The organism is Actinoplanes utahensis (assembly GCF_016862455.1).
GTDB lineage: Bacteria > Actinomycetota > Actinomycetes > Mycobacteriales > Micromonosporaceae > Actinoplanes > Actinoplanes utahensis.
The window spans coordinates 15,562-40,493 of the sequence record NZ_BOMZ01000010.1 but is presented as its reverse complement, the minus strand read 5'-3'; the positions used below and the strand labels follow the sequence as shown (position 1 = coordinate 40,493).

At 71.9% G+C, this 24,932-nt stretch carries 22 protein-coding genes; 15 read left to right on the top strand and 7 right to left on the bottom strand.

The features are described from left to right. Positions 1-2 precede the first annotated feature (2 nt). Positions 3-1,946 carry a vWA domain-containing protein gene (locus tag Aut01nite_RS02390; RefSeq protein ID WP_043533794.1) on the top strand — a complete coding sequence of 648 codons (1,944 nt, stop codon included), beginning with the start codon at positions 3-5 and terminating at the stop codon, positions 1,944-1,946. A 39-nt stretch (positions 1,947-1,985) separates the two neighbouring features. Here the strand turns inward: Aut01nite_RS02390 and Aut01nite_RS02385 are convergent, their stop codons facing one another. Continuing rightward, a complete protein-coding gene (locus tag Aut01nite_RS02385; protein ID WP_043533795.1) occupies positions 1,986-2,666 on the bottom strand; it encodes a nucleotidyltransferase domain-containing protein in 681 nt (226 codons plus the stop codon). Between the two features lie 279 nt (positions 2,667-2,945). On the opposite strand from Aut01nite_RS02385, the gene clsA reads away from it, so the two are divergent. The 11 genes from clsA (at position 2,946) to Aut01nite_RS02330 (ending at position 12,593) form a co-directional block, all read left to right on the top strand. Next, on the top strand, positions 2,946-3,551 hold the full coding sequence (clsA, locus tag Aut01nite_RS02380) for a cardiolipin synthase ClsA (protein WP_043533796.1): 606 nt from the start codon (positions 2,946-2,948) through the stop codon (positions 3,549-3,551). Positions 3,552-3,625: 74 nt separating this feature from the next. Further along, entirely contained in the window at positions 3,626-4,564 is a 939-nt protein-coding gene (locus Aut01nite_RS02375) for a DUF881 domain-containing protein (protein ID WP_204037420.1), read from the top strand. Then, on the top strand, positions 4,561-4,893 hold the full coding sequence (locus Aut01nite_RS02370; RefSeq protein ID WP_043532243.1) for a small basic family protein: 333 nt from the start codon (positions 4,561-4,563) through the stop codon (positions 4,891-4,893). The genes Aut01nite_RS02375 and Aut01nite_RS02370 overlap by 4 nt, the downstream gene beginning before the upstream one ends. 17 nt (positions 4,894-4,910) lie before the next feature. Next, positions 4,911-5,981, top strand: a complete 1,071-nt coding sequence (locus Aut01nite_RS43170; RefSeq protein ID WP_236643131.1) for a DUF881 domain-containing protein — start codon at positions 4,911-4,913, stop codon at positions 5,979-5,981. 15 nt (positions 5,982-5,996) lie between these two features. Then, positions 5,997-6,377 carry a glycine cleavage system protein GcvH gene (gene gcvH / locus Aut01nite_RS02360; protein ID WP_043532246.1) on the top strand — a complete coding sequence of 127 codons (381 nt, stop codon included), beginning with the start codon at positions 5,997-5,999 and terminating at the stop codon, positions 6,375-6,377. Positions 6,378-6,605: 228 nt separating this feature from the next. After that, complete coding sequence (odhI, locus tag Aut01nite_RS02355) at positions 6,606-7,055, top strand: oxoglutarate dehydrogenase inhibitor Odhl (protein ID WP_043532248.1); 450 nt, start codon at positions 6,606-6,608, stop codon at positions 7,053-7,055. A gap of 68 nt (positions 7,056-7,123) precedes the next feature. After that, positions 7,124-7,792 carry a transcriptional regulator FtsR gene (gene ftsR, locus Aut01nite_RS02350; RefSeq protein WP_043532250.1) on the top strand — a complete coding sequence of 223 codons (669 nt, stop codon included), beginning with the start codon at positions 7,124-7,126 and terminating at the stop codon, positions 7,790-7,792. Positions 7,793-7,900: 108 nt separating this feature from the next. Continuing rightward, positions 7,901-8,353, top strand: coding sequence for a bifunctional nuclease family protein (locus Aut01nite_RS02345; protein ID WP_204037418.1), 453 nt, complete (start codon positions 7,901-7,903; stop codon positions 8,351-8,353). Between the two features lie 141 nt (positions 8,354-8,494). Beyond that, positions 8,495-9,046, top strand: a complete 552-nt coding sequence (locus Aut01nite_RS02340) for a MerR family transcriptional regulator (protein ID WP_043532254.1) — start codon at positions 8,495-8,497, stop codon at positions 9,044-9,046. A 39-nt stretch (positions 9,047-9,085) separates the two neighbouring features. Beyond that, positions 9,086-11,341: an ATP-binding cassette domain-containing protein gene (locus tag Aut01nite_RS02335; RefSeq protein ID WP_043532256.1), complete on the top strand. Its 2,256-nt coding sequence runs from the start codon at positions 9,086-9,088 to the stop codon at positions 11,339-11,341. 112 nt (positions 11,342-11,453) lie between these two features. Further along, positions 11,454-12,593 (top strand): pyridoxal phosphate-dependent aminotransferase, encoded by a 1,140-nt coding sequence (locus Aut01nite_RS02330; RefSeq protein ID WP_201775640.1) that lies wholly within the window; start codon positions 11,454-11,456, stop codon positions 12,591-12,593. On the opposite strand, the gene Aut01nite_RS02325 is transcribed toward Aut01nite_RS02330, so the two are convergent. Beyond that, positions 12,590-13,390: an alpha/beta fold hydrolase gene (locus Aut01nite_RS02325; RefSeq protein WP_052164514.1), complete on the bottom strand. Its 801-nt coding sequence runs from the start codon at positions 13,388-13,390 to the stop codon at positions 12,590-12,592. The genes Aut01nite_RS02330 and Aut01nite_RS02325 overlap by 4 nt on opposite strands. 97 nt (positions 13,391-13,487) lie before the next feature. Here Aut01nite_RS02325 and Aut01nite_RS02320 point away from each other — a divergent pair, with 97 nt between their 5' ends. After that, the gene (locus tag Aut01nite_RS02320) at positions 13,488-14,468 is read left to right on the top strand and encodes a sigma-70 family RNA polymerase sigma factor (RefSeq protein ID WP_043532262.1); all 981 of its coding nucleotides are present in this window, start codon (positions 13,488-13,490) and stop codon (positions 14,466-14,468) included. Here the strand turns inward: Aut01nite_RS02320 and Aut01nite_RS02315 are convergent. The 3 genes from Aut01nite_RS02315 to Aut01nite_RS02305 are packed head-to-tail and all read right to left on the bottom strand — an operon-like array spanning position 14,382 to position 17,328. Next, the gene (locus Aut01nite_RS02315) at positions 14,382-14,774 is read right to left on the bottom strand and encodes an STAS domain-containing protein (RefSeq protein ID WP_083999957.1); all 393 of its coding nucleotides are present in this window, start codon (positions 14,772-14,774) and stop codon (positions 14,382-14,384) included. The genes Aut01nite_RS02320 and Aut01nite_RS02315 overlap by 87 nt on opposite strands. A 50-nt stretch (positions 14,775-14,824) precedes the next feature. Continuing rightward, complete coding sequence (locus Aut01nite_RS02310; protein ID WP_043532264.1) at positions 14,825-16,627, bottom strand: sensor histidine kinase; 1,803 nt, start codon at positions 16,625-16,627, stop codon at positions 14,825-14,827. Then, on the bottom strand, positions 16,624-17,328 hold the full coding sequence (locus Aut01nite_RS02305; RefSeq protein WP_173476741.1) for a response regulator transcription factor: 705 nt from the start codon (positions 17,326-17,328) through the stop codon (positions 16,624-16,626). Before Aut01nite_RS02305 ends, Aut01nite_RS02310 begins: the two co-directional genes overlap by 4 nt. A 157-nt stretch (positions 17,329-17,485) precedes the next feature. On the opposite strand from Aut01nite_RS02305, the gene asnB reads away from it, so the two are divergent. Beyond that, complete coding sequence (gene asnB / locus Aut01nite_RS02300; RefSeq protein WP_083999959.1) at positions 17,486-19,420, top strand: asparagine synthase (glutamine-hydrolyzing); 1,935 nt, start codon at positions 17,486-17,488, stop codon at positions 19,418-19,420. A gap of 80 nt (positions 19,421-19,500) precedes the next feature. After that, positions 19,501-20,415 carry a hypothetical protein gene (locus Aut01nite_RS02295; protein WP_043532266.1) on the top strand — a complete coding sequence of 305 codons (915 nt, stop codon included), beginning with the start codon at positions 19,501-19,503 and terminating at the stop codon, positions 20,413-20,415. Positions 20,416-20,759: 344 nt separating this feature from the next. On the opposite strand, the gene Aut01nite_RS02290 is transcribed toward Aut01nite_RS02295, so the two are convergent. Continuing rightward, on the bottom strand, positions 20,760-21,749 hold the full coding sequence (locus tag Aut01nite_RS02290; protein ID WP_043532269.1) for a BtrH N-terminal domain-containing protein: 990 nt from the start codon (positions 21,747-21,749) through the stop codon (positions 20,760-20,762). Between the two features lie 89 nt (positions 21,750-21,838). Beyond that, a complete protein-coding gene (locus Aut01nite_RS02285) occupies positions 21,839-24,883 on the bottom strand; it encodes an AAA domain-containing protein (protein ID WP_043532271.1) in 3,045 nt (1,014 codons plus the stop codon). Positions 24,884-24,932 lie beyond the last annotated feature (49 nt).

Sequence of the window (24,932 nt, the reverse complement as noted above, 5' to 3'; positions counted from 1 at the left end):
CGGTGGCGGGCAACGTGTTCCGGTACGGGGCGTGGCGCGACGGGCCTGATCCGCTGGCGCCGCCCTATGACGTGCGGGCCGCCGTCGACGAGATGGGGGAACGGGTCCTCGGCGGCGACAGTCTGCGAGACGCGCTGCGGGACCTGATCCGGCAGGGGCCCCGCGGTGAGCGGGGGCTCGACTCCCTGCGGGAGCGGGCGCGGCGGCTGCGGCGGGAGGCGATGCGGCGCGGCAACCTCGACGGCGCGGTCACCCGGGCCCGGCAGATGCTCGATCAGGCGCTCGCCACCGAGCGGGACGCCCTCGCGGTGCGCGACGACGATGACGCCCGGTTCAACGAGGCGATGCTGGACAGCCTGCCGCGGTCGGTGTCCCAGGCCGTCTCCGAGTTGTCCGAATATGATTGGACATCTCAGGAAGCGCGCGACATCTACCAGCAGATTCTCGACGGTCTCCGGCGAGAAGTCGTCGAGCAACGCTTCGCGGGCATGAAACAAGCTCTCCAGCAGGGCGACTTTGCGGAAATGTCCGAAATGTTGGGTGAGCTGAACGACCTGCTGGGCAAGCACGCACGGGGCGAGGACACCACCGACGCCTTCCGGCAGTTCATGGAACGGCATGGGCAGTTCTTCCCGGACAACCCCCGCGACGTCGACGAGCTGATCGACTCCCTGGCCCGCCAGGCCGCGGCCGCCGAGCGGCTGCTGCGGTCCCTCAGCCCGCAGCAGCGCGAGGAGCTGCAACAACTCATGGCCCAGGCGCTCGGGCCCCTGCAGGGTCAGTTCGCCGAGCTCACCGACAACCTGCGCGCGTTGCGCCCCAACCTCGAGTGGGGCCGGGGCGAGCGGATGCGCGGCCCCGCCGATCTGGGTTACGGCGACGCCGCGTCCGCCCTCGGCGAGATCGCCGATCTCGACGAGCTGATCGACCAGCTCGGCCAGGAGCATCCCGGCGCCACCCTCGACGACGTCGACGTGGAGGCCGTCGAACGGCAGCTCGGCCGGGGTGCCGCCGACGACCTGCGCCGGCTGCGCGAGCTGGAACGCGAGCTGCGCCGCCAGGGCTGGGTGCAGCGCGACGCCGACGGTCTCACCCTGTCGCCCAAGGCGCTGCGCAGGCTCGGCCAGTCGGCCCTCTCCGCGATCTTCAAGGACATCGCCGGGAAACGCGGCGAGCACGACATGCGCGACGCGGGCGCCGCCGGTGACCTGATCGGCTCGTCCCGGCACTGGGAGTTCGGCGACGACCAGCCCCTCGACGTGGTCCGCACGATCGGCAACGCGGTCCGCCGCCGGGCCGCCTCGGTCCCGGCCGGGCCGCTCCCGGTCCGGCTCGCGCCGGAGGACTTCGAGATCGCCGAGACCGAGCGCCGGGCGTCGGCGGCGGTGGCGCTCTGCGTCGACCTCTCCTATTCGATGTTCGCGGACGGCCGCTGGGGCCCGATGAAACAGACCGCCCTGGCCCTGTCTCATCTGGTCGCCACCAAGTACCCGCAGGACGCCCTCCAGATCATCGGCTTCGGGCGGTACGCGCAGGCGCTGTCCCAGGGTGAGCTCACCGCCGTCGAGCCCACCGCCGAGAAGGGCACCAACCTCCAGCACGCCCTGAAACTGGCCGCCCGCCACCTGCGCCGGCATCCCGGCGCCGAGCCGGTGGTCCTGGTGGTGACCGACGGCGAGCCGACCTCACACCTGGAGGAGGACGGTGAGTCGATCTTCTGGTGGCCGCCGCTGCCGGAGACCATCCAGGCCACCGTCCGCGAGGTCGACCTGCTCACCCGGTACGGCGCCACGCTGAACCTGTTCATGCTCGGCGAGGACCCGGGTCTGCAGCGGTTCGTGTCCGCGATCGCCAAGCGCAACGGCGGCCGGGTCTTCAGCCCGGACGCCGCCGAGCTGGGCCGCTACGTGATCGACGACTACGTCCGCGCCCGCCGCGGCCGCTGACGCCGTGGGGCCGGCGGCGGGCGCGGCCGGCCCGCGACGTCAGGCGTCGTAGAAGGCGGCCCGCACCGACCGCAGCCACGCCTCGGCGGCGGTCCGGTCCGGCTCGTCCGGCAGGACCGTCGTCGCGGTGTCGAAACGGTGCTCGTAATCGGCCATCATCCGCCGGGCGAGGTCGATGTCACCGGCCGCGACCCGCTCCCCGAAATCTCGGAACCGCTGCGGATCGTCGAGCCGGATCCGCAGGTGCGCAGTGGTGTACAGCTCGAAGCCCTGTGCGCACAGCCGGAGCAGATGCCTGGCGTGTTTCGAGGTCCGCTTGCGGGTGTCGGCGGAGAACGAGCCGTCGCCGCGGGACTCCAGGCGCTTGAACTGCTGGGTGGCGTACCCCAGGTAGGCGTCCCGGACCGGCCGCGCCGCCAGGAACGACGTCCGGATGCCGATGAGCGCGTCGCCGAGCGGGTGCCGGGTCTCGTACAACTCGGTGGGCAGCCACATCAGCTCCGAGACGGTCGGGTTGCCGCGCAGCGCGAGACTCGCGTACTTCCGGGCCTCGTGGAACGTCGCGTCCGGCTTGGTGGACACCACGGACTCCGACGGGAACGTGAGGCCGTGGAAGCGGACGGTCGGGGCGGCGAACACACCGAGGCGGTCGACGTCGGAATCCGGGCCGGCCAGCCCGTACGCGGTCGATCCGACGATGCCGGACAGCAGGACATGCATCGGCGTACCCTCCCAGGCCCGCACCCGTCCCGCCAAGCGGTTAAACCCGGCCGGCTCGCACTGCCGGCCCGAGCGCCTCGGGCCGGCAGTGCGAGCCGGCCGGGGTGTGGCGCATGTGACTGCGCGTCAGGTGGGAGGATGCGGCTGGTTATAGTTGCTCGGCGAGTGACCGGGACGAACGCGGACAGCCGCCGGCGATACGGGCGGCGACCAGTCCCCGACCCCGGTTCCACGCACGAGCCGGGCGGGGGCCTCGGCCGAGGGGGAGAGGAAGTCGCGATGTCGCAGCACCCTGCGCCGTCCATCGAGACCTCGAACCGGATCTGGACCCTGCCCAACGCGATCAGCTTCCTGCGCCTGCTGGGCGTGCCGCTCTTCCTCTACCTGTTCCTCGGCGTGGAGAAGGACATCGCCGCCGTGGTCGTCCTGATGATCGGTGGCTCCACCGACTGGGTGGACGGCTACGTCGCCCGCCGGATGAACTCGGTGAGCCGCCTCGGTGAGCTGCTGGACCCGTTCGCGGACCGGCTCTACATCGTGGCGATCCTCGTCGCCTTCACCGTGCGCGAGGTGATCCCGCTGTGGCTGCTCGCGGCGCTGGTGGCCCGGGAGGCGGTGCTCGGCGTGGTGCTGGTGATCCTGCGCCGCCACGGGTACGGTCCGCCGCCGGTGCACTACGTCGGCAAGACCGGCACGTTCCTGCTGCTCGCCTCGTTCCCGCTGATCCTGCTGTCCAAGGCGGTCCCGTCGATCGAGTGGTGGATGGCGCCGGTCGCCTGGGGTCTGACCTGGTGGGCGCTCGGGCTGTACTGGTGCGCCTGCCTGCTCTACGTCGTCCAGGCGGCGCGGGTGCTGCGCGCCGACCGTGCCGAGCGGCCGTCGTGACCGGCCGGGACGGCGCCGGCCGTCAGCCGTCGTGGCAGGCGGGCACGGACGGCCTGGCCGCCGTGGGGCTGCCGGTGGGCCCGCCGGATCCGGACGGCGCGGCCAAGGGCAAGCGCACCTACGGGCCGGACTTCCTGACGGCGCTGTTCCAGGATCCGCTCGATCCCGGGTACGCCGACGCCGCCGCGCGCCGCGCCGCCGAGGGCCCGCGGACCGGGGTGCGGCGGGGCACGGCCGGGGTGTCGGCGGCGTTGACGCTGGCGCTGATCGGGTTCCTGCTGGTGGTGGCGTACCGGCAGACGGTGGCCGCGGAGCCGGCTCGTACCCAGGCCCGGGACACGCTGATCGCCCAGGTGCAGAACCGGCGGACCGAGACCGAGCGCCTGCAGCGGCAGGCGGACAAGCTGGCCGACGAGGTGGCGGCGCTGCGCGACAGCGAGCTCGGGGACGCGGCGGTGCGGCGGCTGCGCGAGCTGGAGGCGGTCACCGGGATGGCCCGGGTCCGCGGGTCCGGCGCCCGGATCACGGTGGGGGACGGGCCGGCCCCGGTGGACCCGGTGACCGGCGAGCGCAGCAACGACGGCCGGGTCAAGGACATCGATCTGCAGCTGGCGACGAACGCGCTGTGGCAGCACGGCGCCGAAGCCATCATGATCAACGGGCAGCGGCTGACCGCGACGTCGCGGATCCGGCAGGCCGGTGAGGCGATCCTGGTCGACATCCGGCCGGTGGCGTCGCCCTACGAGATCGTGGCGATCGGCCCGGAGGAGCTGGCCGAGGACTTCCGCAAGGGAGTGGCCGGCGAGTTCTTCACGCTGCTGTCGAACAGGTTCGGGATCTCCTTCGAGGCGGTCGACGCCGACGATCTGACTCTCGAGGCGGCCACCGAGCTCAAGCTGCGGTCCGCCCAGCCGAGCATCGCGCCCGAGCCGTCCGGCTCGGTGTCCAGTTCGGTGTCCGGCAGCGTGCCCGCCCGGACCCCGGAGTCGCAAGTGACGGAAGGCGGCCGATGATCGCCGTACTCGCCCTGCTCGCCGGTGTCCTGCTGGGCATCGTCTTCGAACCCGCCGTGCCGCCGGAACTCGTGCCCTATCTGCCGATCGCGGTGGTCGCGGCGCTGGACGCGGTGTTCGGCGGGGTGCGCGCCAAGCTGGACGGGATCTTCGACGACAAGCAGTTCGTGGTGTCCTTCATCTCGAACGTGCTGGTCTCCGGCCTGATCGTCTACGTCGGCGACCAACTCGGCGTCGGCGGTCAGCTCTCCACCGGCGTCGTGGTCGTGCTCGGCGTGCGGATCTTCGGTAATGTCGCGGCGATCCGGCGTCATCTCTTCCGGGCATAGCGGAAAACAGGGACTCGATGACTGACGACACCGGCCGGGCGACGGACGAGCCCACGCCCGCCTCCGGCGAGGAGGAGCCGACGGTCACCCGTTCCGGGGCTTCTGACGATCAACCCCACACCGCGGGGGGTACGGTCGATCGCGCGCCCGTCTCGCCGGAAGAGGCCGGGACGGCGGTTCCGGCACTCGGCGAGGGTCCCGCCGCGCGATCGCGGGACGGTGCTCCGGCCGTACCGCAGCAGGGGTCGACGGATCCGGGCGGGCCGCACGGCGCGCCGCCGGCCGTGACCCCCGCGCCCCCGGCCGTGACCATCGCGGAGCGGTCGGCGACCACCGCGGAGCCGTCACCCGATCCGTCGATTTCCGGTGCGGCGCGCGCCACAAGTGATCTTGGTCGCGGATCCCGCCGTCCGGCGCCGGCCGGGACGCTGATCTGGGTGCTGCTCGCGCTGCTCGGATTCTCCCTGGTCGTGCAGCTGCGCAGCAACGACGCCGACGACGGGCTGTCGGCCGCGCGGCAGGAGGACCTGGTCCGGATCCTGAGCGACCTGGAAGCCCAGGACAGCCGCCTGCTCGCCGAGATCCAGGCCCTGGAGCAGAGCAAACAGCAGCTCAACTCGGAGGTCGGCGGCCGCGAGGCGGCGCTGGCCGAGGCCGAGAAACGCAGCCGCGAGCTGGGCCTGCTGGCCGGGACGGTGCCGGGCCGCGGACCCGGGCTCGACATCACGCTGAGCAACGTGAAGGCCGCTGACGTGCTGAACGCGGTGCAGGAGCTGCGCGGCGCCGGCGGCGAGGTGATGCAGCTCAACGGAGCGAACGGGGCCTCCGTGCGGGTGGTCGCGTCGAGCTTCTTCGTGGCCGCGTCCGGTGGTGGCATCATTGCTGACGGTGAGCATCTGACCGGTCCGCTGCACCTTCTGGTGATCGGCCCGTCCGGCACGATGAGCACGGCGCTGCAGATCCCGGGCGGGGTGGTGGCGTCGGCGAAGAGCGACGGCGGTAGCGTGACCATGGACTCGCGTTCCCTGGTCGAAGTGACCGCGGTGCGGAAGGCGGCAGCCTTGCGATACGCGAGTCCGGTTTCGTGATATACGGAGGAAGCGTTGATTCCTGAGGATCTGCGGTACACCGCGGAGCACGAGTGGGTGGCCGGCGACGGCAGCGGACCCGTGCGGGTGGGCATCACCCATTTCGCGCAGGACGCGCTGGGCGACATCGTCTACGTGGACCTGCGCGACGAAGGCACGGTGGTGCAGGCGGGCGACTCGCTCGGCGAGATCGAGTCGACCAAGAGCGTCTCGGAGATCTACGCGCCGATCGCCGGCACGGTGGTGGCGAAGAACGCGACACTCACCGATGAGCCGGAAATGATCAACGGCGAGCCGTACGCGGCCGGGTGGCTGGTGGAGATCGCGCCGGACGACCCCGCCGCGGTGGCGGCGCTGCTGGACGCGGCGGCCTACCGGGCGCTCACCGAAAGCTGACACGCGCCGGGGGGATTCATGCCCTCCGACAAATGTTAAGCCATTCAAATCTCCGCGAGTCCGGTTGCTCAGCGATATTGGCGCTGACTAGGCTCGCGGAGCACACGAAGAACTGTTATTCCTTTGAAACCGATAGTCGTGCGTTCGGGCCTTATGGCTCTGGCGGGGCCGCAACGTCGCTGCCTCACCGCCGAAGGCGACGACCAACTGTGATCCGTGAGGTGGTCCATGACGCGCCCAGACGACGAGTTCCCCCCGCTCGACGTCACGTCCACGCTGAACCTTGGCGCCCTTGACGAGGTGCTCGAGGGACCCGAGACGGACGTGGTTCCGAGCCGGATGGCCGGTTCTCTCCCCCCTGGGATGGCTCTGCTGGTGGTTCGGCGTGGGCCGAACGCCGGCGCCCGCTTCCTCCTCGATCACGATGTGACGACCAGCGGCCGGCACCCGGACAGTGACATCTTCCTCGACGACGTGACGGTGTCGCGCCGCCACGCCGAGTTCCACCGGGACGGCGGCTTCTTCACCGTCCGCGACGTCGGTTCGCTGAACGGTACGTACGTGAACCGCGAAAGGGTCGAAGCCGCGACCCTCAGCAATGGCGACGAGGTCCAGGTCGGCAAGTTCCGTCTGGTGTTCATCGCCGGTCCGCGGCCGGAGGGCGAGGGCCGGGCGTGACTCCGTCGGGGGCGGCCGCGCGTGACCCGGGGGCTTCGCGCCCTCAGGACGGTCGTGAAGGTGCGCTGATGAGCATCGGGGAGGTGCTGGCCCATCTGCGCACCGAGTTCCCCGACACGACGATCTCGAAATTGCGTTTCCTGGAGGCGGAAGGGCTCGTCGATCCGCAGCGCACCGCCTCCGGGTACCGCAAGTACTCGTGGAACGACGTGGCCCGGCTGCGGTTCGTGCTGACCGCCCAGCGGGATCAGTACCTTCCGCTGCGGGTCATCCGGGAGCAACTGGACCGGATGGAGAAGGAGCCGGTGGTCCCGCAGCGCCCCACGCTGGTGGCGGTGGGCGCGCAGCAGGCCAAGGACCCGGCCGACACCCGCATCCCGAAGGCCGACCTGGTGGAGCGCACCGGGGTGGACGAGGCGCTGCTGACCGAGCTGGAGCAGATCGGCCTGGTCACCGCCCGCCCGCCCGGCTGGTACGACGCCGACCAGGTGGTCATCGTGGAAGCCGTGGTGGGTCTCACCCGGTACGGCCTCGAGGCCCGTCACCTGCGGTCCTTCCGTAACTCCGCGGACCGTGAGGTGGGGCTGTTCACACAGCTTCTCGCGCCGATGGCCCGCCAGCACGACCCGGCCGCCCGGGCGCGTGCCGCCGAGACCGCTCGTGAGCTGCAGGCGCTCGCCCAGCGGCTGCACGCCGCGCTGGTCCGGTCCGGCCTCCGGGGTGAGCTGGGCCGCTGAAACGCGTCGGCGCGCGGATCGGACACGCACGTCGAGCGTGTAACGTGCTGGGTAAGGGCGGCATGCAAATCAGTCGTACCGAACGAAACGACGACACGGAGGCGGGCGGTGCGCGAGCTGAGCGTGGTCGGGGTCCGGGTGGAGCTGCCCAGTAACCAGCCGATCGTGTTGCTGCGGGAGGTCGACGGCGACCGTTACCTGCCGATCTGGATCGGGGCGGTCGAGGCGACCGCGATCGCCTACGAGCAGCAGGGCGTCAAGCCGGCCCGGCCGTTGACCCATGATCTTCTCCGGGACATCCTGGCGCCGCTGAAGGCCGTGGAGATCACCGAGCTGAAGGACAACGTCTTCTACGCCGACCTGCTGATCGGTGACAACCTGCGGGTCTCGGCGCGGCCGAGCGACTCGATCGCCCTGGCTCTGCGGGTCGGCGCGCCGATCCGTTGTGCCGAGCAGGTCCTCACCGAGGCCGGTATCGTCATCCCCGACGAGCAGGAGGACGAGGTGGAGAAGTTCCGCGAGTTCCTCGATCAGGTCCGTCCGGAGGACTTCGCCGGTTGATCTATGTTCGCCACTAGTCCGAACGCGGCGTGTCGAGCGGTTACCTCCATGTTTCGGCCGTGATTGAGATATACGCTCGTGAAGTCACAGTGAACCGGCACACCGCCTAGATTTTGATCATGGGCGCGGGGAGGTAGTCGCGTGCACGAGCAACCTCTTGAAGGCCCACTCGTCGGCGAGGACGGCGAGGTCGGTTATCGCGGCGTCACCGCTTGTCAGGCCGTCGGCATCAGTTATCGCCAGCTCGACTACTGGGCCCGGACCACGCTCGTCGTGCCGAGTGTCCGGGACGCCTCGGGCTCCGGGACGCAGCGGCTCTATTCGTTCCGGGACCTGGTCGTCCTCAAGGTCGTCAAACGACTGTTGGACGCGGGGGTTTCGCTGCAGAACATTCGGCGCGCGATCGACACGCTGCGTTCGCGCGGCGTCGACGACCTGGCCGAGATCACGCTGATCTCGGACGGCACGACGGTGTACGAGTGCCGTTCCCCGGAGGAGGTCGTCGACCTGCTGCAGGGCGGCCAGGGCGTGTTCGGCATCGCGATCGGCGGCGCCTTCAAGGAGATCCAGGGTTCGCTGTCGCACCTGCCCTCCGAGCCGGCGCAGGCTCAGCCGATCGGTTCCACGGTCGCGGAGCGGCCGACGGAGGGTGACGAGCTGGCGGCCCGCCGGGCCCGCCGCCGCGCGGGATAGCGGACAGTTTCCGGCCGCAACGGTGACTAGGGTCGCGGCGTGACCCACATCGCAGACAGCCACGATGTCATCCAGGTCCGCGGGGCGCGGGAGAACAATCTCCGCGACGTCTCGCTCGACATTCCGAAACGGCGCCTGACGGTCTTCACCGGCGTGTCCGGCTCCGGCAAGTCGTCGCTGGTCTTCGGCACCATCGCCGCCGAGTCACAGCGCATGATCAACGAGACGTACTCGGCGTTCCTCCAGTCGTTCATGGGCAGCCCGGCCCGGCCCGACGTGGACGCGCTGCACAATCTGAGCGCCGCCATCGTCGTCGACCAGGAGCGGATGGGCGCGAACGCCCGGTCCACCCTCGGGACGGCGACGGACGCGTACACCCTGCTCCGGATCGTCTTCAGCCGCCTCGGCACGCCGAGCGCCGGCAGCGCCCTGGCCTACTCGTTCAACGCCTCCGGCATGTGTCCCGGCTGCGAGGGTCTCGGCAAGGTCTCCACTCTCGACCTCGACCAGCTCGTCGACCGCTCCAAGTCGATCAACGAGGGCGCGATCACGGTGCCGAACTTCAGCGTCGACGGCTGGTACGTGCGCGGCTTCGCCGAGTCCGGCCTGTTCGACCCGGACAAGCCGATCAAGGAGTTCAGCGCCGCCGAACTGGACGACTTCCTGTACAAACCGTCGACCAAGATCAAGGTCAACGGCATCAACACGACGTACGAGGGTCTGGTCGTCAAGGTCCAGCGGATGTACCTGACCAAGGAACGCGAGTCGGTGCAGCCGCACATCCGCGCCTTCATCGACCGGGCCGCCACGTTCGCCGCCTGCCCGGACTGCGGCGGCACCCGGCTCAGACCCGCCGTCCTGGAGTCCCGCGTCGACGGGCGCAACATCGCCGAGTGCTCGGCCATGCAGGTCAGCGACCTCGCCGCGTTCCTCGCGCGGATCACCGCACCGCAGGTCGGGCCGGTCGTCGCGACCCTGCGGCAGACCCTCGACTCGCTCGTCGAGATCGGGCTCGGATACCTGTCGCTGGACCGGGAGTCGGCGACGCTGTCCGGCGGGGAGGCGCAGCGGGTCAAGATGGTCCGGCACCTCGGGTCCAGCCTGACCGACATCACGTACGTCTTCGACGAGCCGACCGTCGGCCTGCACCCGCACGACATCCAGCGGATGAACGGGCTGCTGCTGCGCCTGCGGGACAAGGGGAACACGGTCCTGGTCGTCGAACACAAGCCGGAGACGATCGCGATCGCCGATCACGTGGTGGACGTCGGCCCGGGCGCGGGTCCCGCGGGCGGCCGGATCCAGTTCGAGGGCACGGTGCCCGGCTTGCGGGCCTCGTCCTCTCTCACCGGGCGCTACCTGGGCCATCGAGTGACCGTGAAGGACGCCGTCCGGCCCGCTACCGGGAACATCCCGATCCGCGGCGCGGCGACGCACAACCTCCAGGACGTCGACGTCGACATCCCCACCGGGGTGCTGACCGTGGTGACCGGAGTGGCCGGATCGGGGAAGAGCTCGCTGATCTACGGCTCGCTGCCGAAACGGGACGGCGTGATCGTCGTCGACCAGTCCGCGATCCGCGGGTCGCGGCGCAGCAATCCGGCCACCTACACCGGCCTGCTCGACGCCGTCCGGACCGCGTTCGCCAGGGCCAACGGTGTGAAAGCCGCCCTGTTCAGTGCCAACTCCGAAGGCGCCTGCCCGAACTGCAAGGGCATCGGCCTGGTCTACGTCGACCTGGCGATGATGGCCGGAGTCGCCAGCGTGTGCGAGGAGTGCGAGGGCAAACGGTTCACCGCGCGGGTCCTCGAGTACAAGCTGCGTGGCAGGGACATCAGCGAGGTCCTGGCCATGCCCGTCAGTGACGCCCTCGCGTTCTTCACCGAGAAGGCGGCCCGCACCATCCTGGAACGGCTGTCCGCGGTCGGTCTCGGCTACATCACCCTCGGGCAGCCGCTGAACACCCTGTCCGGTGGTGAACGGCAGCGTCTCAAGCTGGCCGTGCACATGGGTGGCGGGGTGGCCACCTACCTGCTCGACGAGCCGACGAGCGGCCTGCACCTGGCCGATGTCGATCAGCTGCTCGCCCTGCTCGACCGCCTCGTCGACACCGGCAACACGGTCGTCGTCATCGAACACCACCTGGCGGTCATGGCCCACGCCGACTGGATCATCGACCTGGGTCCCGGCGCCGGCCACGACGGCGGGCGCGTCGTCTTCACCGGCACCCCCGCCGAGCTGGTCGCCGAGTCCGACACGCTGACCGCCGAGCACCTCCGCGCCTACGTCTCCTGACGGCTCCCCTCGCCCTGCCGCCCCCGGCCCAGCCGGGCCGGGGGCGGCGGGGCGGCGGTAACGTCTCCTGCAACGCCCGTCGTCGAAGGGGAGATTCGTGCGGAATCGGCAGCTGGCAGAGTTCGGGACGACGATCTTCGCGGAGATGTCCGCGCTCGCGGTGGCGACCGGGTCGATCAACCTGGGGCAGGGGTTCCCGGACACCGACGGGCCGGCGAGCCTCCTGGAGTCGGCGGCCGAGGCGATCCGCGCGGGTAAGGGCAACCAGTACCCGCCCGGCCCCGGCGTCCCCGAGTTGCGGCAGGCGGTCGCCGGGCACCGGCAGCGCCATTACGGGCTGAGCTACGACCCGGACCGCGAGATCCTGATCACCGCGGGCGCCACCGAGGCGATCGCCGCGACGATGCTTGGGCTGCTCAACCCGGGTGACGAGGTGATCGCGCTGGAGCCGTACTACGACAGTTACGCCGCGACGATCGCGATGGCCGGGGCACGCCGGGTGCCGGTGACCCTGCACCCGCCCCGGTTCGAGCTGGACGGGGACGCGCTGCGGCGGGCGGTGACACCGCGTACCCGGATGCTGCTGATCAACAGCCCGCACAACCCGACCGGGGCCGTGCTGTCCCGCGCCGAGCTGGCGGTGATCGCCGCCGTCGCGATCGAGCACGACCTGGTCGTGGTCACCGACGAGGTGTACGAGCATCTGGTCTTCGACGACGCCGTGCACATCCCGCTCGCCACCCTCCCCGGCATGCGCGACCGGACGGTGTCGATCAGCTCGGCCGGCAAGACCTTCTCGGTGACCGGCTGGAAGATCGGCTGGGTGATGGCCGCGCCGCCCCTGCTCGACGCCGTGCGCACCGCCAAGCAGTTCCTCACGTTCGTCAGCGGCGGCCCGTTCCAGTACGCCGTCGCCGGCGCCTTGAACACTCTCGGCGCCGACTTCTACACCGGTCTCCGCGACGACCTCACCGGCAAACGGGACCTGCTCGCCGCCGGCCTGACCGCCGCCGGTTTCCGGGTGTACCAACCCCGCGGCACATACTTCATCACCGCCGACGTCGCCCACCTGGCCGACGACGGCCTCACCTTCTGCCGCGAGCTGCCGTCCCGCTGCGGCGTCGTCGCCATCCCGTCGACGGTCTTCTACGACAACAAGGCGGCCGGCGCCTCCCTGGTCCGTTTCGCCTTCTGCAAACAGGACCACGTCCTGCGGGAGGCCGTCACCCGCCTTGCCACGCTCGGCGCCTAGGCAGCGGCGTCGTTGTCGAGGAAGGCCAGGGAGAGGGTGGCGAAGAGGGGCGAGTCGACCAGGTTGTAGTGGGTGGTGCCGGGCACGATGGCCAGGGCGTGGCCGCCCTTGGGGCGGTCGCTGCCGTCCCAGCCGCCGTCGCGGAGGCCGCCGTCGAGGAGGGCGAAGATCTCCACGAAGTGGCTCGGCGGGACCATGTCGGCGTCGGCGCCCATGATCAGGGTCGGCACCTCGAGGCCGCGGACCTCGTCGGTCAGGTCGTAGTCGACGGCCATCGCCGCGCCGATCTTGTCGAGGAGGCGGGGGAAGTCCTCGGGGCGCGGGGCCACCCGCTGGTACGACTCGTACATCGGGGTGTCCTTCATGAACTCCACGGACGCGGCGCCGACCTGGGCCTGCTGCTCCAGGATCTCCGGGTAGGTGGCGCCGCGGCGGATCCCGGCCGACGCCGACACCACCTTGCCGACCTTCTCCGGGGCGATGATCGCCAGGCGCAGGGCGACGGCGCCGCCCATCGAGAAGCCGGCCACGTCCGGGCGGTCCAGGCTCAGATGGTCGATGAGCGCGGCGATGTCGCGGGCCATCTCGTGGAAGTCGAAGGGCCGGTCGACGTCGGCGGTCCGGCCGTGGCCCTGCAGGTCGGGCAGGATCACCTGGCGCCCGGCCGTGAACGCGGCGAGCACGTCGGGGGCGAACATCTCACCCGACCCGAGGCCGCCGTGGAGCAGGATCAGCGGGCGGCCCGTACCGTGGATCTCGTAGTAGAGGTTGATGCCGTTGACGTCGGCGTAGCTCATGTCGGCTCCTTCATCGTTGGTCTCCACCGGTTAGACCGGGCCGATCCGGCGAACTCATCGGTGCCGTTCAAGAAACTTCCGCGATAGGTTTCCGCACGTGAGCGAAGCCGTCACCAATCCACCGATCGAAGCCGAGCTGGAGCGTTACCGGCCCGAGCTGATCGGCTACTGCTACCGCATGATGGGCTCGGCCTTCGAGGCCGAGGACGCCGTCCAGGAGACCATGATCCGGGCCTGGCGCGGCCACGACTCGTTCGAGGGCCGGTCGTCGCTGCGATCGTGGCTCTACCGGATCGCCACCAACGTCTGCCTCAACATGGCCGACGCCGCGCAGCGCCGGGTCCGCCCGATGGACCTCGGCCCGGCCGGTTCCGGCCACGCCACCGACGCGGGGGAGCCGCGGCCGGAGCAGATCTGGCTCGGCCCGATCCCCGACGAGCGGGTCCTGCCCGAGGGCTCCGACCCGGCCCAGCTGGTCGCCGGGCGCGAGTCTATCCGGCTCGCCTTCGTCGCCGCGCTGCAGCACCTGCCGGCCCGGCAGCGGGCCGTGCTGATCCTGCGGGAGGTGCTGGCCTGGTCGGCGCAGGAGACCGCGGAGCTGCTCGACACCAGCGTGGCGAGCGTCAACAGCGCGCTGCAACGGGCCCGGGCCACCCTGGCGGCCGCCACGCCTTCGGCGGGCGACCCCTTCCAGCCTCTGGACGCCGATCAGCGTGCGCTCCTCGCCCGCTACGTGCAGGCTTTCGAGGCGTACGACCTGAGCGCCCTCACCACCCTCCTGCACGAGGACGCCACCCTGTCGATGCCGCCGGTCCCGCTGTGGTTGCGCGGTCACGACGACATCAGCGCGTGGATGGCCGGCACCGGCTGCGGCTGCCGCGGCTCCCGGCTGGTCCCGACGGTCGCGAGCGGGCTGCCGGCGTTCGGTCAGTACCGTCCGAGCCTCACCGGCGCCGGCTACGACCCGTGGGCGCTGATCGTCCTGGAGATCTCAGACGGCCGGATCTCGGGGGTCAACAACTTCCTCGACACCGCCCGCCTGTTCCCCCTGTTCGGACTGCCCGCCCACCTGGGGTAACACCTCGGTCAGGCCGAGCAGGCCGATCAGGAGCAGCAGCCGGGGCCCGGCGCCGGTGACGACCAGGCGCCGGCCGTGGCGGCGGGCGGTCAGCCGCAGCCGGGCCAGCGCCTCGACCGCCGCCACATCGGGGTCGGCCAGCCCGGCGACGTCGCACAGCACGAGGTGCCCGGGCCGCCCGCGCACCAGGTCGGCGAGGTGGGCGCAGAGCACGGGAATGTCCGTACGGGAGATCGTCGTGCCGACCGTGAACCGCACCGCGGAGAACGCCATGGTGGGCAGACCGGCGCCGGCCCGGAAAGTCATCGGTGACCGGAAGGGACCGGCCGGGCAGGACCCGCCGTGGCTCGAAACGGTCACTTGTCGAGCAGGGTGGCGATGTCGGTGACGGCGGGCAGGCGGACGGTGAAGGTGGTGCCGAGGCCGGGCTCGCTGGTCGCGGTGACGTCGCCGCCCTGGTCGGCGACGATCCGGCGGACGATGGTCAGGCCTAGGCCGGAGCCGCCGGTGGCGCGGTGCCGGGCGGGGTCGGCGCGCCAGAAACGGTCGAAGACCCGGGACACCTCCTCCGGGTTCATGCCGACGCCGGTGTCCCGGACGGTCAGTACCGCGTCCGGGCCGTCCCGGGCCACCCGCAGCTCGACCCGGCCGCCCGCGTCGGTGTACCGGATCGCGTTGCTCATCAGGTTGCCGAGGACCTGCCGCATCCGGTCCGGGTCGGCGCACACCTCGACCGGTTCGGGCGCGTCGACCACCACCTCCACACCGGCGTTCTGCGCGACGGCGCGGTGCACGGTCGCGGCGGTCTCGGTCAGCTCGGACAGGTCCAGCGGCACCGGGGCGTAACCCAGCTCGCCGGCCTCGGCCAGGGCGAGGACCTGCAGGTCGTCGAGGATGCGCCGCTGCAGCAGGGTCTCCTCGTGCAGGGAGGCGAACAGCTCCGGGCTGGGCTCGATCACGCCGTCGGCCAGGCCCTCCAGATAGCCGCGCAGGTTCGACAACGGCGTCCGCAGCTCGTGGGCGACGTCGGCGACCAGCCGCCGCTGGCGTTCCTCGCTGCGCTGCAGCGCCTCGGCCATCGCGTTGAACGCCCCGGACAGCCGGGCCAGGTCGTCCTGGCCGTGCGTCGGCACCCGCACGTCCAGCCGCCCGGACGCCAGCTGCAGCGAGGCGCCGGTGAGCAGCCGCACCGGGCGGCTGACCCGCCGCGCGATCCAGGCGGTGCCGACCGCGGCGGCCACCAGCAGGGCGGTGGCGCCGATCAGCGCGGGCCGGCGCAGTCCGGCGAAGTCGGTCTCCTGCCCGACCCCGAAGAAGATCTCCACGGGTACGGCCGTGGTGGTCGACGCGGCCTGCCCGAATCCGGCGGTGAGGCATTTGATGAACGCCTCGCCGGTGCGGTCGCACTCGGCCAGCTGCGCCCATACGTCCTCCAACCATCCGGTGTCGCGGCTGACCTTGTCGGTGCCGGTGTCCACGCAGGCGGGCGAGGCCGTGCGCTGGTCGGGCCCGAGATAGGGCGACTGCTCGAGGGCCAGCGCCGAGTCCCAGGCCGAGGACTCGCCGAGGCAGCGGACCGCGACCAGCGCGGCGCGGTACTGCACGACCTGGACGTACGCCCGGTAGGTGGGATCGCCGACCGGGGGCAGCGGGCCGAACAGGTCGGCCGGGAGGGCGGGCCGGGCCCGGGTCGGCGGTGGGGTGACCAGCCGCTCGCCGGTCCGCAGGACCACCTCCGGCTCCCGGTCCCGTGCCGTGCCGATCCGGCGGGCCGCCTCCTGGGTGGCCTGGTCGATCCACGGGATCGGGTCGAGGCTGGTGGACTGGAGTTGCACCGGGCCGGTGGACTTCTGCTCCAGGTGGTCGGAGTCGACGAGGGCCTCGCCCTCCCGGGTCTCCAGCCGGATGTGCAGGCCGGTCCGCTCGGCCAGGTCACCCACCACCGCGTCGACGCCCGGCCAGCGGCCGTGGAGCACCGCGAACCGGCGGATCGTCCCGACGATCTCCTCCTCGTGCTGCTCGCGGGCCTCGGTGACGCGGACCTGGTCGACCCGGTACACCTCGCGGGAGGTGAGGCTCAGGGTCATCCAGGCGGTCGCCCCGATCGCGGTGCCCGCCACCAGCAGCACCAGCAGGAAGATCCGCAGGCGGAAACTCACTGCTCGGCCATCCGGTAACCGCGGCCGTAGACGGTCTGCACGTAGCGGGGATCGGCCGGGTTCGTCTCGATCTTGCGGCGCAGGTTGACCACGTGGGCGTCGACGGTGCGCTCGGACACCTCGTTCTCGAAGCCGAACGTCCGGTCCAGGATCTGGCCGCGGGTGAACACCCGGCCGGGCTCGCGGGCGAGCAGTTCCAGGATGCCGAACTCCTTGGCGGTCAGGCGGACGGGGGCGCCGTCCACCCGTACCTCGAAACGGGGTGCGTCGACCTCGAGACCGCCGACCCGCAGCACGTCGGAGGCCCCGGTGCCGCGGGTCCGGCGCAGCAGCGCGCGGATGCGCGCGGTGAGCTCGCGCGGACTGACCGGCTTGCTCAGGTAGTCGTCGGCGCCGATGTCCAGGCCGAGCAGCATGTCGTTCTCCGCGGAGCGGGCGGTGACCAGCAGGATCGCCACGTTCGCCACGGTGGTGTCGGGGTCGGCGCGCAGGATGCGGCACACGTCCAGGCCGTCGACCTCGGGCATCATCCAGTCCAGCACCAGCAGGTCGGGCCGGCGGGCCCGGGTCTGCTCCAGCGCGGCCCGGCCGTCACCCACGGTCAGCACCTGATGGCCCTCGCGCTCCAGATAGAGGCGGATCAGCTGGGCGTGCTTGGGATCGTCGTCGGCGACCAGGATGCGGGATGTCACGGATCGCATTCTGGCTCAGCGTGTCCAGCGCTCCAAGAAATGCGAGGAACCCGTGAAGATCGGGTCCCGGTTTCGTGCCGTGCACATTCTCGGCAGCTTCCGCACAGGTTCTTCACAGGTCGCTGCCTACGGTCACCTCCTCAGTTTCCCCTCAGGAGGTTCTTCGATGTGTGGCTTGAGCGCTTTCGTCAGCAGCCGGCCCGACGCCGGCCCGCTGGACGCCGCATTCCGTGAGGCCTTCACCGCCGCGCTCGGGACCCTGCACCACCGCGGCCCCGACGACACCCGGATAGCGCACGGCGACGGTTACGCGTTCGGTTTCAAGCGCCTGGCGATCATCGACCGCGAGCACTCGGTGCAGCCGCTGGTCTACGCCGACCGGTGGACCGTGGTGTTCAACGGGGAGATCTACAACTACCGCGAGTTACGGTCCGAGCTGATCCGGCAGCACAACGCGTCGTTCGCGACCGAGGGGGACAGCGAGGTGCTGGCCGCGGCGTTCCACTACTGGGGCGAGGCGGCGCTGCCGCGGCTGCGGGGCATGTTCGCGTTCGTCGCCTACGACCACCGGACCGGCACCCTGCACGCCGCCCGCGACGCCTTCGGGATCAAGCCGCTCTATCTGCTGGAGACCGCCGACGGGCTGCACCTGGCCAGCGAGCGCAAGGCCCTCGACCCGTTCGCCGCGCCGGCCGGCCCGGCCCTGGACGCCGAGTCGGTGGCGCACTACCTGACCTTCCAGTTCGTGCCCGATCCACTCACCCTGCACCGGCACATCCGGCGGCTGCCGCCGGGCCACCGGCTGATCTGGACGCCCGGCGGCGGCGTCCGCCTGCACCGCTGGTTCAAGCCGTCGCTGCGGCCGCTGCGGGTCCAGCCGGAGGCCGCCTACCAGGCCATCCAGGACGCGCTGACCAACAGCGTCCGCAAGCACCTGCACGCCGACGTGCCGGTCGGGACGTTCCTGTCCAGCGGCGTCGACTCGTCCGCGATCGCCGCGCTGGCCGCCCGGGAGAAACCCGACCTGCACGCGTTCACCGCCGGATTCGCCGCCCAGGGCTACTCGGAGATCGAGATCGCCCAGGACACCGCCGACCAGCTCGGCATCCGGCTCACCCCGACCATCGTCACCGACGAGGACGTGCTCACCCACCTGCCCCGGATCATCCAGCTGCTCGACGACCCGGTGGCCGACCCGTCGCTGATCCCGCTGTTCTTCCTGGCCCGCACCGCCTCCCGGCACGTCACCGTGGTGCTGTCCGGCGAGGGCTCGGACGAGCTGTTCGGCGGCTACACCATCTACCGCGAGCCGCTGTCGCTGGCCGGCGTCGACCGGCTGCCGCCCGGTGTCAAGCGCGGCCTGAAGCACCTGGCCGAGGTGCTGCCCGAGGGGGTGAAGGGGCGCTCGTTCCTGGAGCGCGGCACCACCCCGATCGAGCAGCGCTACTACGGCAACGCCCGGATCTTCGAGCCGGACGAGAAGTCGCGGGTGCTGCGGTTCACCGCGCAACCCCACACGGCGATCACCGGCCCGCTGTACGCCGAGACCGCCGACGTCGACCACGTCGCCTCCATGCAGTACGTCGACCTGCACACCTGGCTGCCCGGCGACATCCTGGTCAAGGCCGACCGGATGTCGATGGCGCACAGCCTCGAACTGCGGGTGCCGTTCCTCGACCAGCAGGTCTACGCGGCGGCCGCCGGCCTGCCCACCGACCTCAAACTGCCGCCCGGCAGCAACGTCACCAAGCACGCGCTGCGCGAGGCGATGAAGGGCATCGTGCCCGAGTCGGTGCGGTCGGCCCGCAAGCTCGGCTTCCCCACCCCGACCCGGCTGTGGCTGCGCGGCCCGATCGGCGACTGGGTGGACCACCTGCTCGCCACCTCACAGGCCGGCGACCTGATCGACCTGGAGTACGTGCGGGGTCTGCTCGCCGAGCACCGGGCCGGCGGCGCCGACCGCTCCCGCAAGGTGTGGACGGTCGCGATGTTCTGCCTGTGGCACGCCATCTCGGTGGAACGCTCGATCGTCGTCGCCCCGCCCGCCGAGACCCGGGCTCCCCTGCAGCGTTCCCCGCTCACCGCGCCCATGGCGTACTGACCCGGGGTCCGGTCCGGGCCGGCTCTGCGCCGGCCCGCGGCGATGCGGACATATCGATGTGGACGCCTACGATCGGGGGCATGCGCAGTGGCGATGGGCGTCACACCGGAAACGGCCGGTTCGCCAGGAACGGCAAGTTCCTCGGCATGGTGCTCTCGGCGGGGCTGCTCGCCGGCGTCCTCGCGACGATGCGGCTCGGCGCCGAGGACGGCCACACCGCGGCGAAGATCTATGTGAGCACCGTCGGCGACGGAGCTGCGAGCGGCGAAGAGACCATCATCCGTGGCGTCTCGGCGACTGTCGATGACGTGGCGACCGGCCGGGATTTCAACTTCCTCATCAGCGTGACCTACGCCTGCACCTCCCAGCCGGAAATCCGGTTGGGCCTTCGTGTCGATCCCGCCGCCGCCGTGGCGCCGGGAGCCGGCGAGACCGGATCCGGCGAGTACACCACGGACCTGGCCTGCACCGGGCACGACGAGTGGTCGACGACCTTCCCGGTGAAGATCAGCCGGGACGTCGGCTGGTCCGGCGGCGGGACCTTCGCCTTCGAGATCATGGCCGACGATCCGTCCGCCCCGGTCTCGCTGGAGGTGGAATTCCGGGATGCCGACCTCACGACCCGGGGTGGCTCGCCGCCTTCGGCGCCCGCCGCCTCCGCGGCCCGCTGGGACCGGACCGGCTCGCTGTCCGCCGAGGGCCGGTTCGTCGAGAAGGGTCTGGCGCTGCGAGCGGCCATCCTCGAGGGTGCCGTCCTGCTCGCGTTGCTCGCCCAGGTCGCGGTTGCGGTGTCCCACCTGGTCACCCGGCGCCGGGAGGGATCGGCGGAGCCATCGGTCGAGGCCGTCCCCGTCGGGGCTGAGCCGCCGGCCAACGTCGGTTACGGCGAGCCGCGATACGCCGGCGAGCTCCGCAGCGACGATGCTCCGGGCGAAGACGGTGGTCCCGGTAAGGCGGAGAGCGCCGTGCGCGCTTACGTCCGTTCCGACGAATGAGTCCTGCTGCGTGGCTCAGGAAACCCACCGGCGCCGGCTCGAACCGTCCCTGACCGCCCGCGACCGCCATGGCCCGCCCCGCGACCGCCATGGCCCGCCCCGCGACCGCCATGGCCCGCCCCGGACCGCCATGGCCCGCCCCGGACCGCCATGGCCCGCCCCGGACCGCCATGGAGGCTCCGCCCGCGCCCCCAGGGGGCGCGCCCGGGCGACGACCATGGCAGCGCGACACCCACAGCCGGTGCCAGTCGCACGGGGACATCGGGTCACCGGTCGAAGCCGATGCCGCGGAGACCCGGGATGTCGCGCCCAGGTTTCCGCCTGCGGTGCTCCGGTCCGTGTGCTCACCCGGTGGCGAACGTGGCCAGGGTCCGCATCGCCTCGTGCTCCCGGGTGGCGAGCTCGGAAAGCAGCGCTGACGCCCGCAGGAGAGGCTCCCGGCGGCCGCTTCGGCCGGTGGATTCGATCAGGGTGGCGACGTCGGTCCACAGCGGGGCGATCGCGGCGTACATCTCGTGGGCGTCGCGGAGGTGCGGGTCGTCGACGATGGTCAGGCACTGGGCGAGAAAATCCCGGTACAGGTTGCGGAACAGGGCGCCGCCCGTGCCGCCACGCTCCATCAGCATCGCGGCGACCGGCAGGTCCCGTGCCGGGTCCGCGGCCCGGTCCGGCCAGGTCACGATCCGCTTGGCGGCCGCGGCGATGCCCCGGTGGCCCAGGTTGGCGATCGGAGGGCCGAGGAACGTCTGTGCGTTGCCGCGCACCGCGGCCCGGATCACGTCGCCGAGGGCCGGACGGCCGGAGGGGACCGTGAGAGTGAACGAGAGGTGCCGGGCGGTCATGGGGCCTCTCGCGGCACGGGCCTGCGCCAAGCTCGCCAGCGAGGTGCGGACGAGGCCGCCCTGCTGCGCGGTGTCCACCAGGTAGGCGTCGGTGTCGTCGTAGCCGCGCATCGCCACGACGTGACCGCCGAAATGCACCTTCGACGAGAAATATTCCAGGTGGTAGGAGTCCAGCTGCAGACCGACCGGGCGGCCGGCGTCGATCTCCGTGACGACATCGCGCCAGGCCTTGGCGGGGGACCCGGTCTCGCGGACCTCGAGGGCGAGGCCGAGCCGGTCGGCGAGGGTGCGGACGATCATGCCGGGCTTGCTGCGGCCGCCCAGGAACGGCACGTCCATGCTCTTGGCGTCCCAGTAGATGAAGCCGAGCCCCTCGCCCAGGCCGAACAGCATCGCCTCGGACAGATCGAGGCCGCCGTGCCGCAGCAACGCCCCGGCCGCCGTGGTCTCACAATGCTGCCCACCCGGGAAATCCACCCCATCGATGATCATCTGAAGCCTTTCTGTCGCGCGAACCCTCTCCGGCGGCACCGCCGAAGCCTCGACCTTCGCCCGGGGTGAGAGTCAAGCCCCGGCGAGACTCACGGCGGGAACAGGGCGGCGATCTCCAGGGCGGCGCGGCGGGGATCGCCGTTCCAGCGGCTCGGGAACGCGTCGATCAAGGTCCAGCCCGCCCGGTGCAGGAGGGCCTGGCGGGCCAGGTGCGCGTCCGGGCCGTCGGGATGCACCCGGCACAGCACACCGACCGCTGACGAGGCCGGGCCGGCGCACAGGTCGAGCCGCCAGGGGCCGACGGTGTAGCCGGGACGGACCTCGACGCCGAGACGGTCCAGCTCGGTGACGACTCGGGCCACCCACCCGTCCGTGTCGATACCGGAGAGAGGGCCGGCGCTGCCGGCGGGGTTCGCGCTGCCCGGAGCGATGGCGCCGGCGGGGTCCGGGCCCGGGGAGATCGCGCGGGTGGGCTCGGCCGCGGCGGAGGGAACGGCGGGGAGAGCGGGTGCGGCGGCGTAGGTGAGGTAGTCGTTCAGCAGGCCGGTGGCCGAGGTCAGCGAGGACAGCACGACCATCCGCCGCCGAGCACGAGTGATCATCACGTTGAACAGCTGCGGGTCGGTGACGAAGCGGCGGCGGCCGGCGGTGTCCGCGTCGGTCAGGCCCAGCGACACCACGACCGCGTCCGCCTCGCTGCCCTGGAAGGCGTGCACCGTGCCGACGCGCAGGCCCAGTTCCTCGATCCGTTCCACCGGGAACGCCGTGACCAGCGCTTTTTCGAGGGCTTCGGCCTGTGCCCGGAACGGTGTGATCACCCCGATGCCGCGGAACCCGGCAGCGGCGATTCTCTCCACGGTCTCCACGGCGACGGTCACCTCGGCGGCGTTGACACCGTCCCGGACCTCGGCACCCTCGACCGGCACCACGTCGATCGCGTCCTCGGCGTCGGCGGCCGGGGTTCGGGTGGTCACCGCGATCCGCCCGTCGTAGAACCGCCGCGCCGAGAACCCGATCAGATGCGGCACACTGCGGTAGTGCTCGGTCAACCAGGTCGCCGGCGCCGCCGAGTTGGCCAGGTCGAACGCGCTGACCCGGCGCACGTCCAGGCGGCCGTCGGCGCCGTGCCGGGCCAGCACCCCGCTCACCCCGGCGTCACTGACGAACGACACGAACCGCAGCTGCCGCGGATCCCCGACGATCAGCGCCCGCCGCGCCCGGGCCAGCACCGGCGCCGCCCGGATCTGGTCGACGTGCGACGCCTCGTCGAGCACCACCAGGTCGAACATCGCGGGCGCGGCCGGCAGCAGGTCCTCCACGTCGGCGACCGTGCCGATCCACAGCGGCAGCGCCCGCACCAGCGGAGGCGCGTCGAGGCGGGCGAGCAGTTCCCGGCGCCGGTTGCGGCCCGCGCGCAGGGCGGTGGCCAGGGCGGACGCGGCCCGCCGGGCGTCACCGTCCCAGCGTTTCCGGCTGCGGGCGGCGTTGCGCATCGCAGTTCCCACCGCCTGCCGCAGCGTGGCTTCGGCGTCGTGCAGTTCGGCCCACAGCGGCGCCAGATCACCGCCGCCGGTCACCGCGAGACGTGCCGCGGCGCGCTGCGCGGCCGCCGCCTCAAGAGCTTCCCGAACCCGTGCCAGGGGTACGCCGGAACGCACTCCCAGTTCCCGCAGGGCCCGCTTCCGTGCGGCCCCGGCCCGCCACCGCGCCCACCATCCCCACATCCCGCCGTCGGCGTCCTGCTCCCCGCCGCCGGGTGCGGACTGCGGCCCGGGTGCGGACTGCGGCCCGGGTGCGGACCGCGGGCCGGGTGCGGGCTGCGGCCCGGGTGCGGACCGCGGCCCCGGACGGTGGCCGGACTCGGCACGCAGGGGGTGTGCGAGGTGCGGGCCCCGACGGTGGCCGGACTCGGCACGCGACAGGGATGCGAGGTTCGGGCGCAATCGGTCGCCGAGCTCGGCGGAGGTGGGGCCGAGCAGGGGGATGAGGGCGTCCGGGTCGATGCCGGCGGAGAAGGCGCCCGGCACGTCGGCGGCGAGGGCGGTCAGCAGGGGTTGCAGTTCGGGGAGCCGTTCCGCCGCCGTCAGCGTGCGCAGCTGCTCCCGCAGGCGGGCGCGCGCCGCCCGTACCACCGCAAGGGTGTGATCGACCGCCTCCCGGTCGGCGCGCAGCTGCCGTGCGCCCACGCCCTCCTCCGCGCCCGCCGCGAGATCGGCGGCCAGGCCGTCGCCGAAGCGGATCGGCTGCGGGCCGGGATGACGGGCGAGGAGGTCGGCGAGCACTTCGGCGGCGTGCGGGGACTGGGTCGCGATCAGCACCGAGCCGCCGCGGTCGACGACGTCGAGAGCGGCCGCGACCACGGTGTGGCTCTTGCCGTTGCCGGGCGGCCCGGACACCACCGTGACCGGCGCGGTCCGGGCTTTCGCCACCACCCGGGCCTGTGCGGCGCTCAGCGGCAGCGGTGACAGCACCTCACCGTCGTCGGGCGGCACGGTCGCGTCGCCGGGGTGGTACACGGCGGCCAGCGCGGTGCCGGACAGGTCCCGGCCGGCCCAGTTGAGCAGGCTGTCCCGCAGGCCGCCGCCGAAGACGTCGCGGACCACGAACAGGCCGGCCCGGGCGACCAGGACGATCCGGTCCTTCGGCAGCCGGGAGCCGGACCCGGTGACCGCGTCGACGGTCATCCCGGTGGCTTCGGCGACCGAGGTGAGCCAGGCGCGGCTGCCGAGCGAGGTCAGCCATCCGGGGGCGGCCAGGCCGGGTGCGCCCTCGAATGCGGCGGCCAGGTCGCGGTCCTCGATCAGCGGGGTGATCTCCACATCACCGGCCGGGACGATCCGGTAGCCGGTGAGGGCGCGTTCCAAGCGGACCGGCTGGCTCAGCAGCGGGGCCCGCACCTTCCGGGCGTCCTCGGTCTGACCGGCCAGGAACCCCCAGCCGCGGTGCAGGATCCGTTCCTCGCGGTGCAGCGCGTCGAGGGCGGCCAGCCGGTCGGTCTCGGCCCGGCGCGGCGCCTTCTCCGCGTCGTCGAGCCAGATCAGCGGCTGCCCGCCGCGGGTCACGTCGAGACCGCGGTCCCCGCCACCGGCCGGGGCCAGGTCGGCGAGCACCGCGAGAACAGTCGACGCGTCCATGACGAGCGACCCTACTCAGTGCGGTCCAGCAGGCGATCGGCCGCCCGAG

Bases quoted from the DNA above. Each gene is read 5' to 3' on its own strand.
- Aut01nite_RS02385 (WP_043533795.1), bottom strand. From the start codon at position 2,666: ATGCATGTCCTGCTGTCCGGCATCGTCGGATCGACCGCGTACGGGCTG.
- clsA (WP_043533796.1), top strand. From the start codon at position 2,946: ATGTCGCAGCACCCTGCGCCGTCCATCGAGACCTCGAACCGGATCTGG.
- Aut01nite_RS02370 (WP_043532243.1), top strand. From the start codon at position 4,561: ATGATCGCCGTACTCGCCCTGCTCGCCGGTGTCCTGCTGGGCATCGTC.
- Aut01nite_RS43170 (WP_236643131.1), top strand. From the start codon at position 4,911: ATGACTGACGACACCGGCCGGGCGACGGACGAGCCCACGCCCGCCTCC.
- odhI (WP_043532248.1), top strand. From the start codon at position 6,606: ATGACGCGCCCAGACGACGAGTTCCCCCCGCTCGACGTCACGTCCACG.
- ftsR (WP_043532250.1), top strand. From the start codon at position 7,124: ATGAGCATCGGGGAGGTGCTGGCCCATCTGCGCACCGAGTTCCCCGAC.
- Aut01nite_RS02325 (WP_052164514.1), bottom strand. From the start codon at position 13,390: ATGAGCTACGCCGACGTCAACGGCATCAACCTCTACTACGAGATCCAC.
- Aut01nite_RS02315 (WP_083999957.1), bottom strand. From the start codon at position 14,774: ATGACTTTCCGGGCCGGCGCCGGTCTGCCCACCATGGCGTTCTCCGCG.
- Aut01nite_RS02305 (WP_173476741.1), bottom strand. From the start codon at position 17,328: ATGCGATCCGTGACATCCCGCATCCTGGTCGCCGACGACGATCCCAAG.
- asnB (WP_083999959.1), top strand. From the start codon at position 17,486: ATGTGTGGCTTGAGCGCTTTCGTCAGCAGCCGGCCCGACGCCGGCCCG.
- Aut01nite_RS02295 (WP_043532266.1), top strand. From the start codon at position 19,501: ATGCGCAGTGGCGATGGGCGTCACACCGGAAACGGCCGGTTCGCCAGG.
- Aut01nite_RS02290 (WP_043532269.1), bottom strand. From the start codon at position 21,749: ATGATCATCGATGGGGTGGATTTCCCGGGTGGGCAGCATTGTGAGACC.
- Aut01nite_RS02285 (WP_043532271.1), bottom strand. From the start codon at position 24,883: ATGGACGCGTCGACTGTTCTCGCGGTGCTCGCCGACCTGGCCCCGGCC.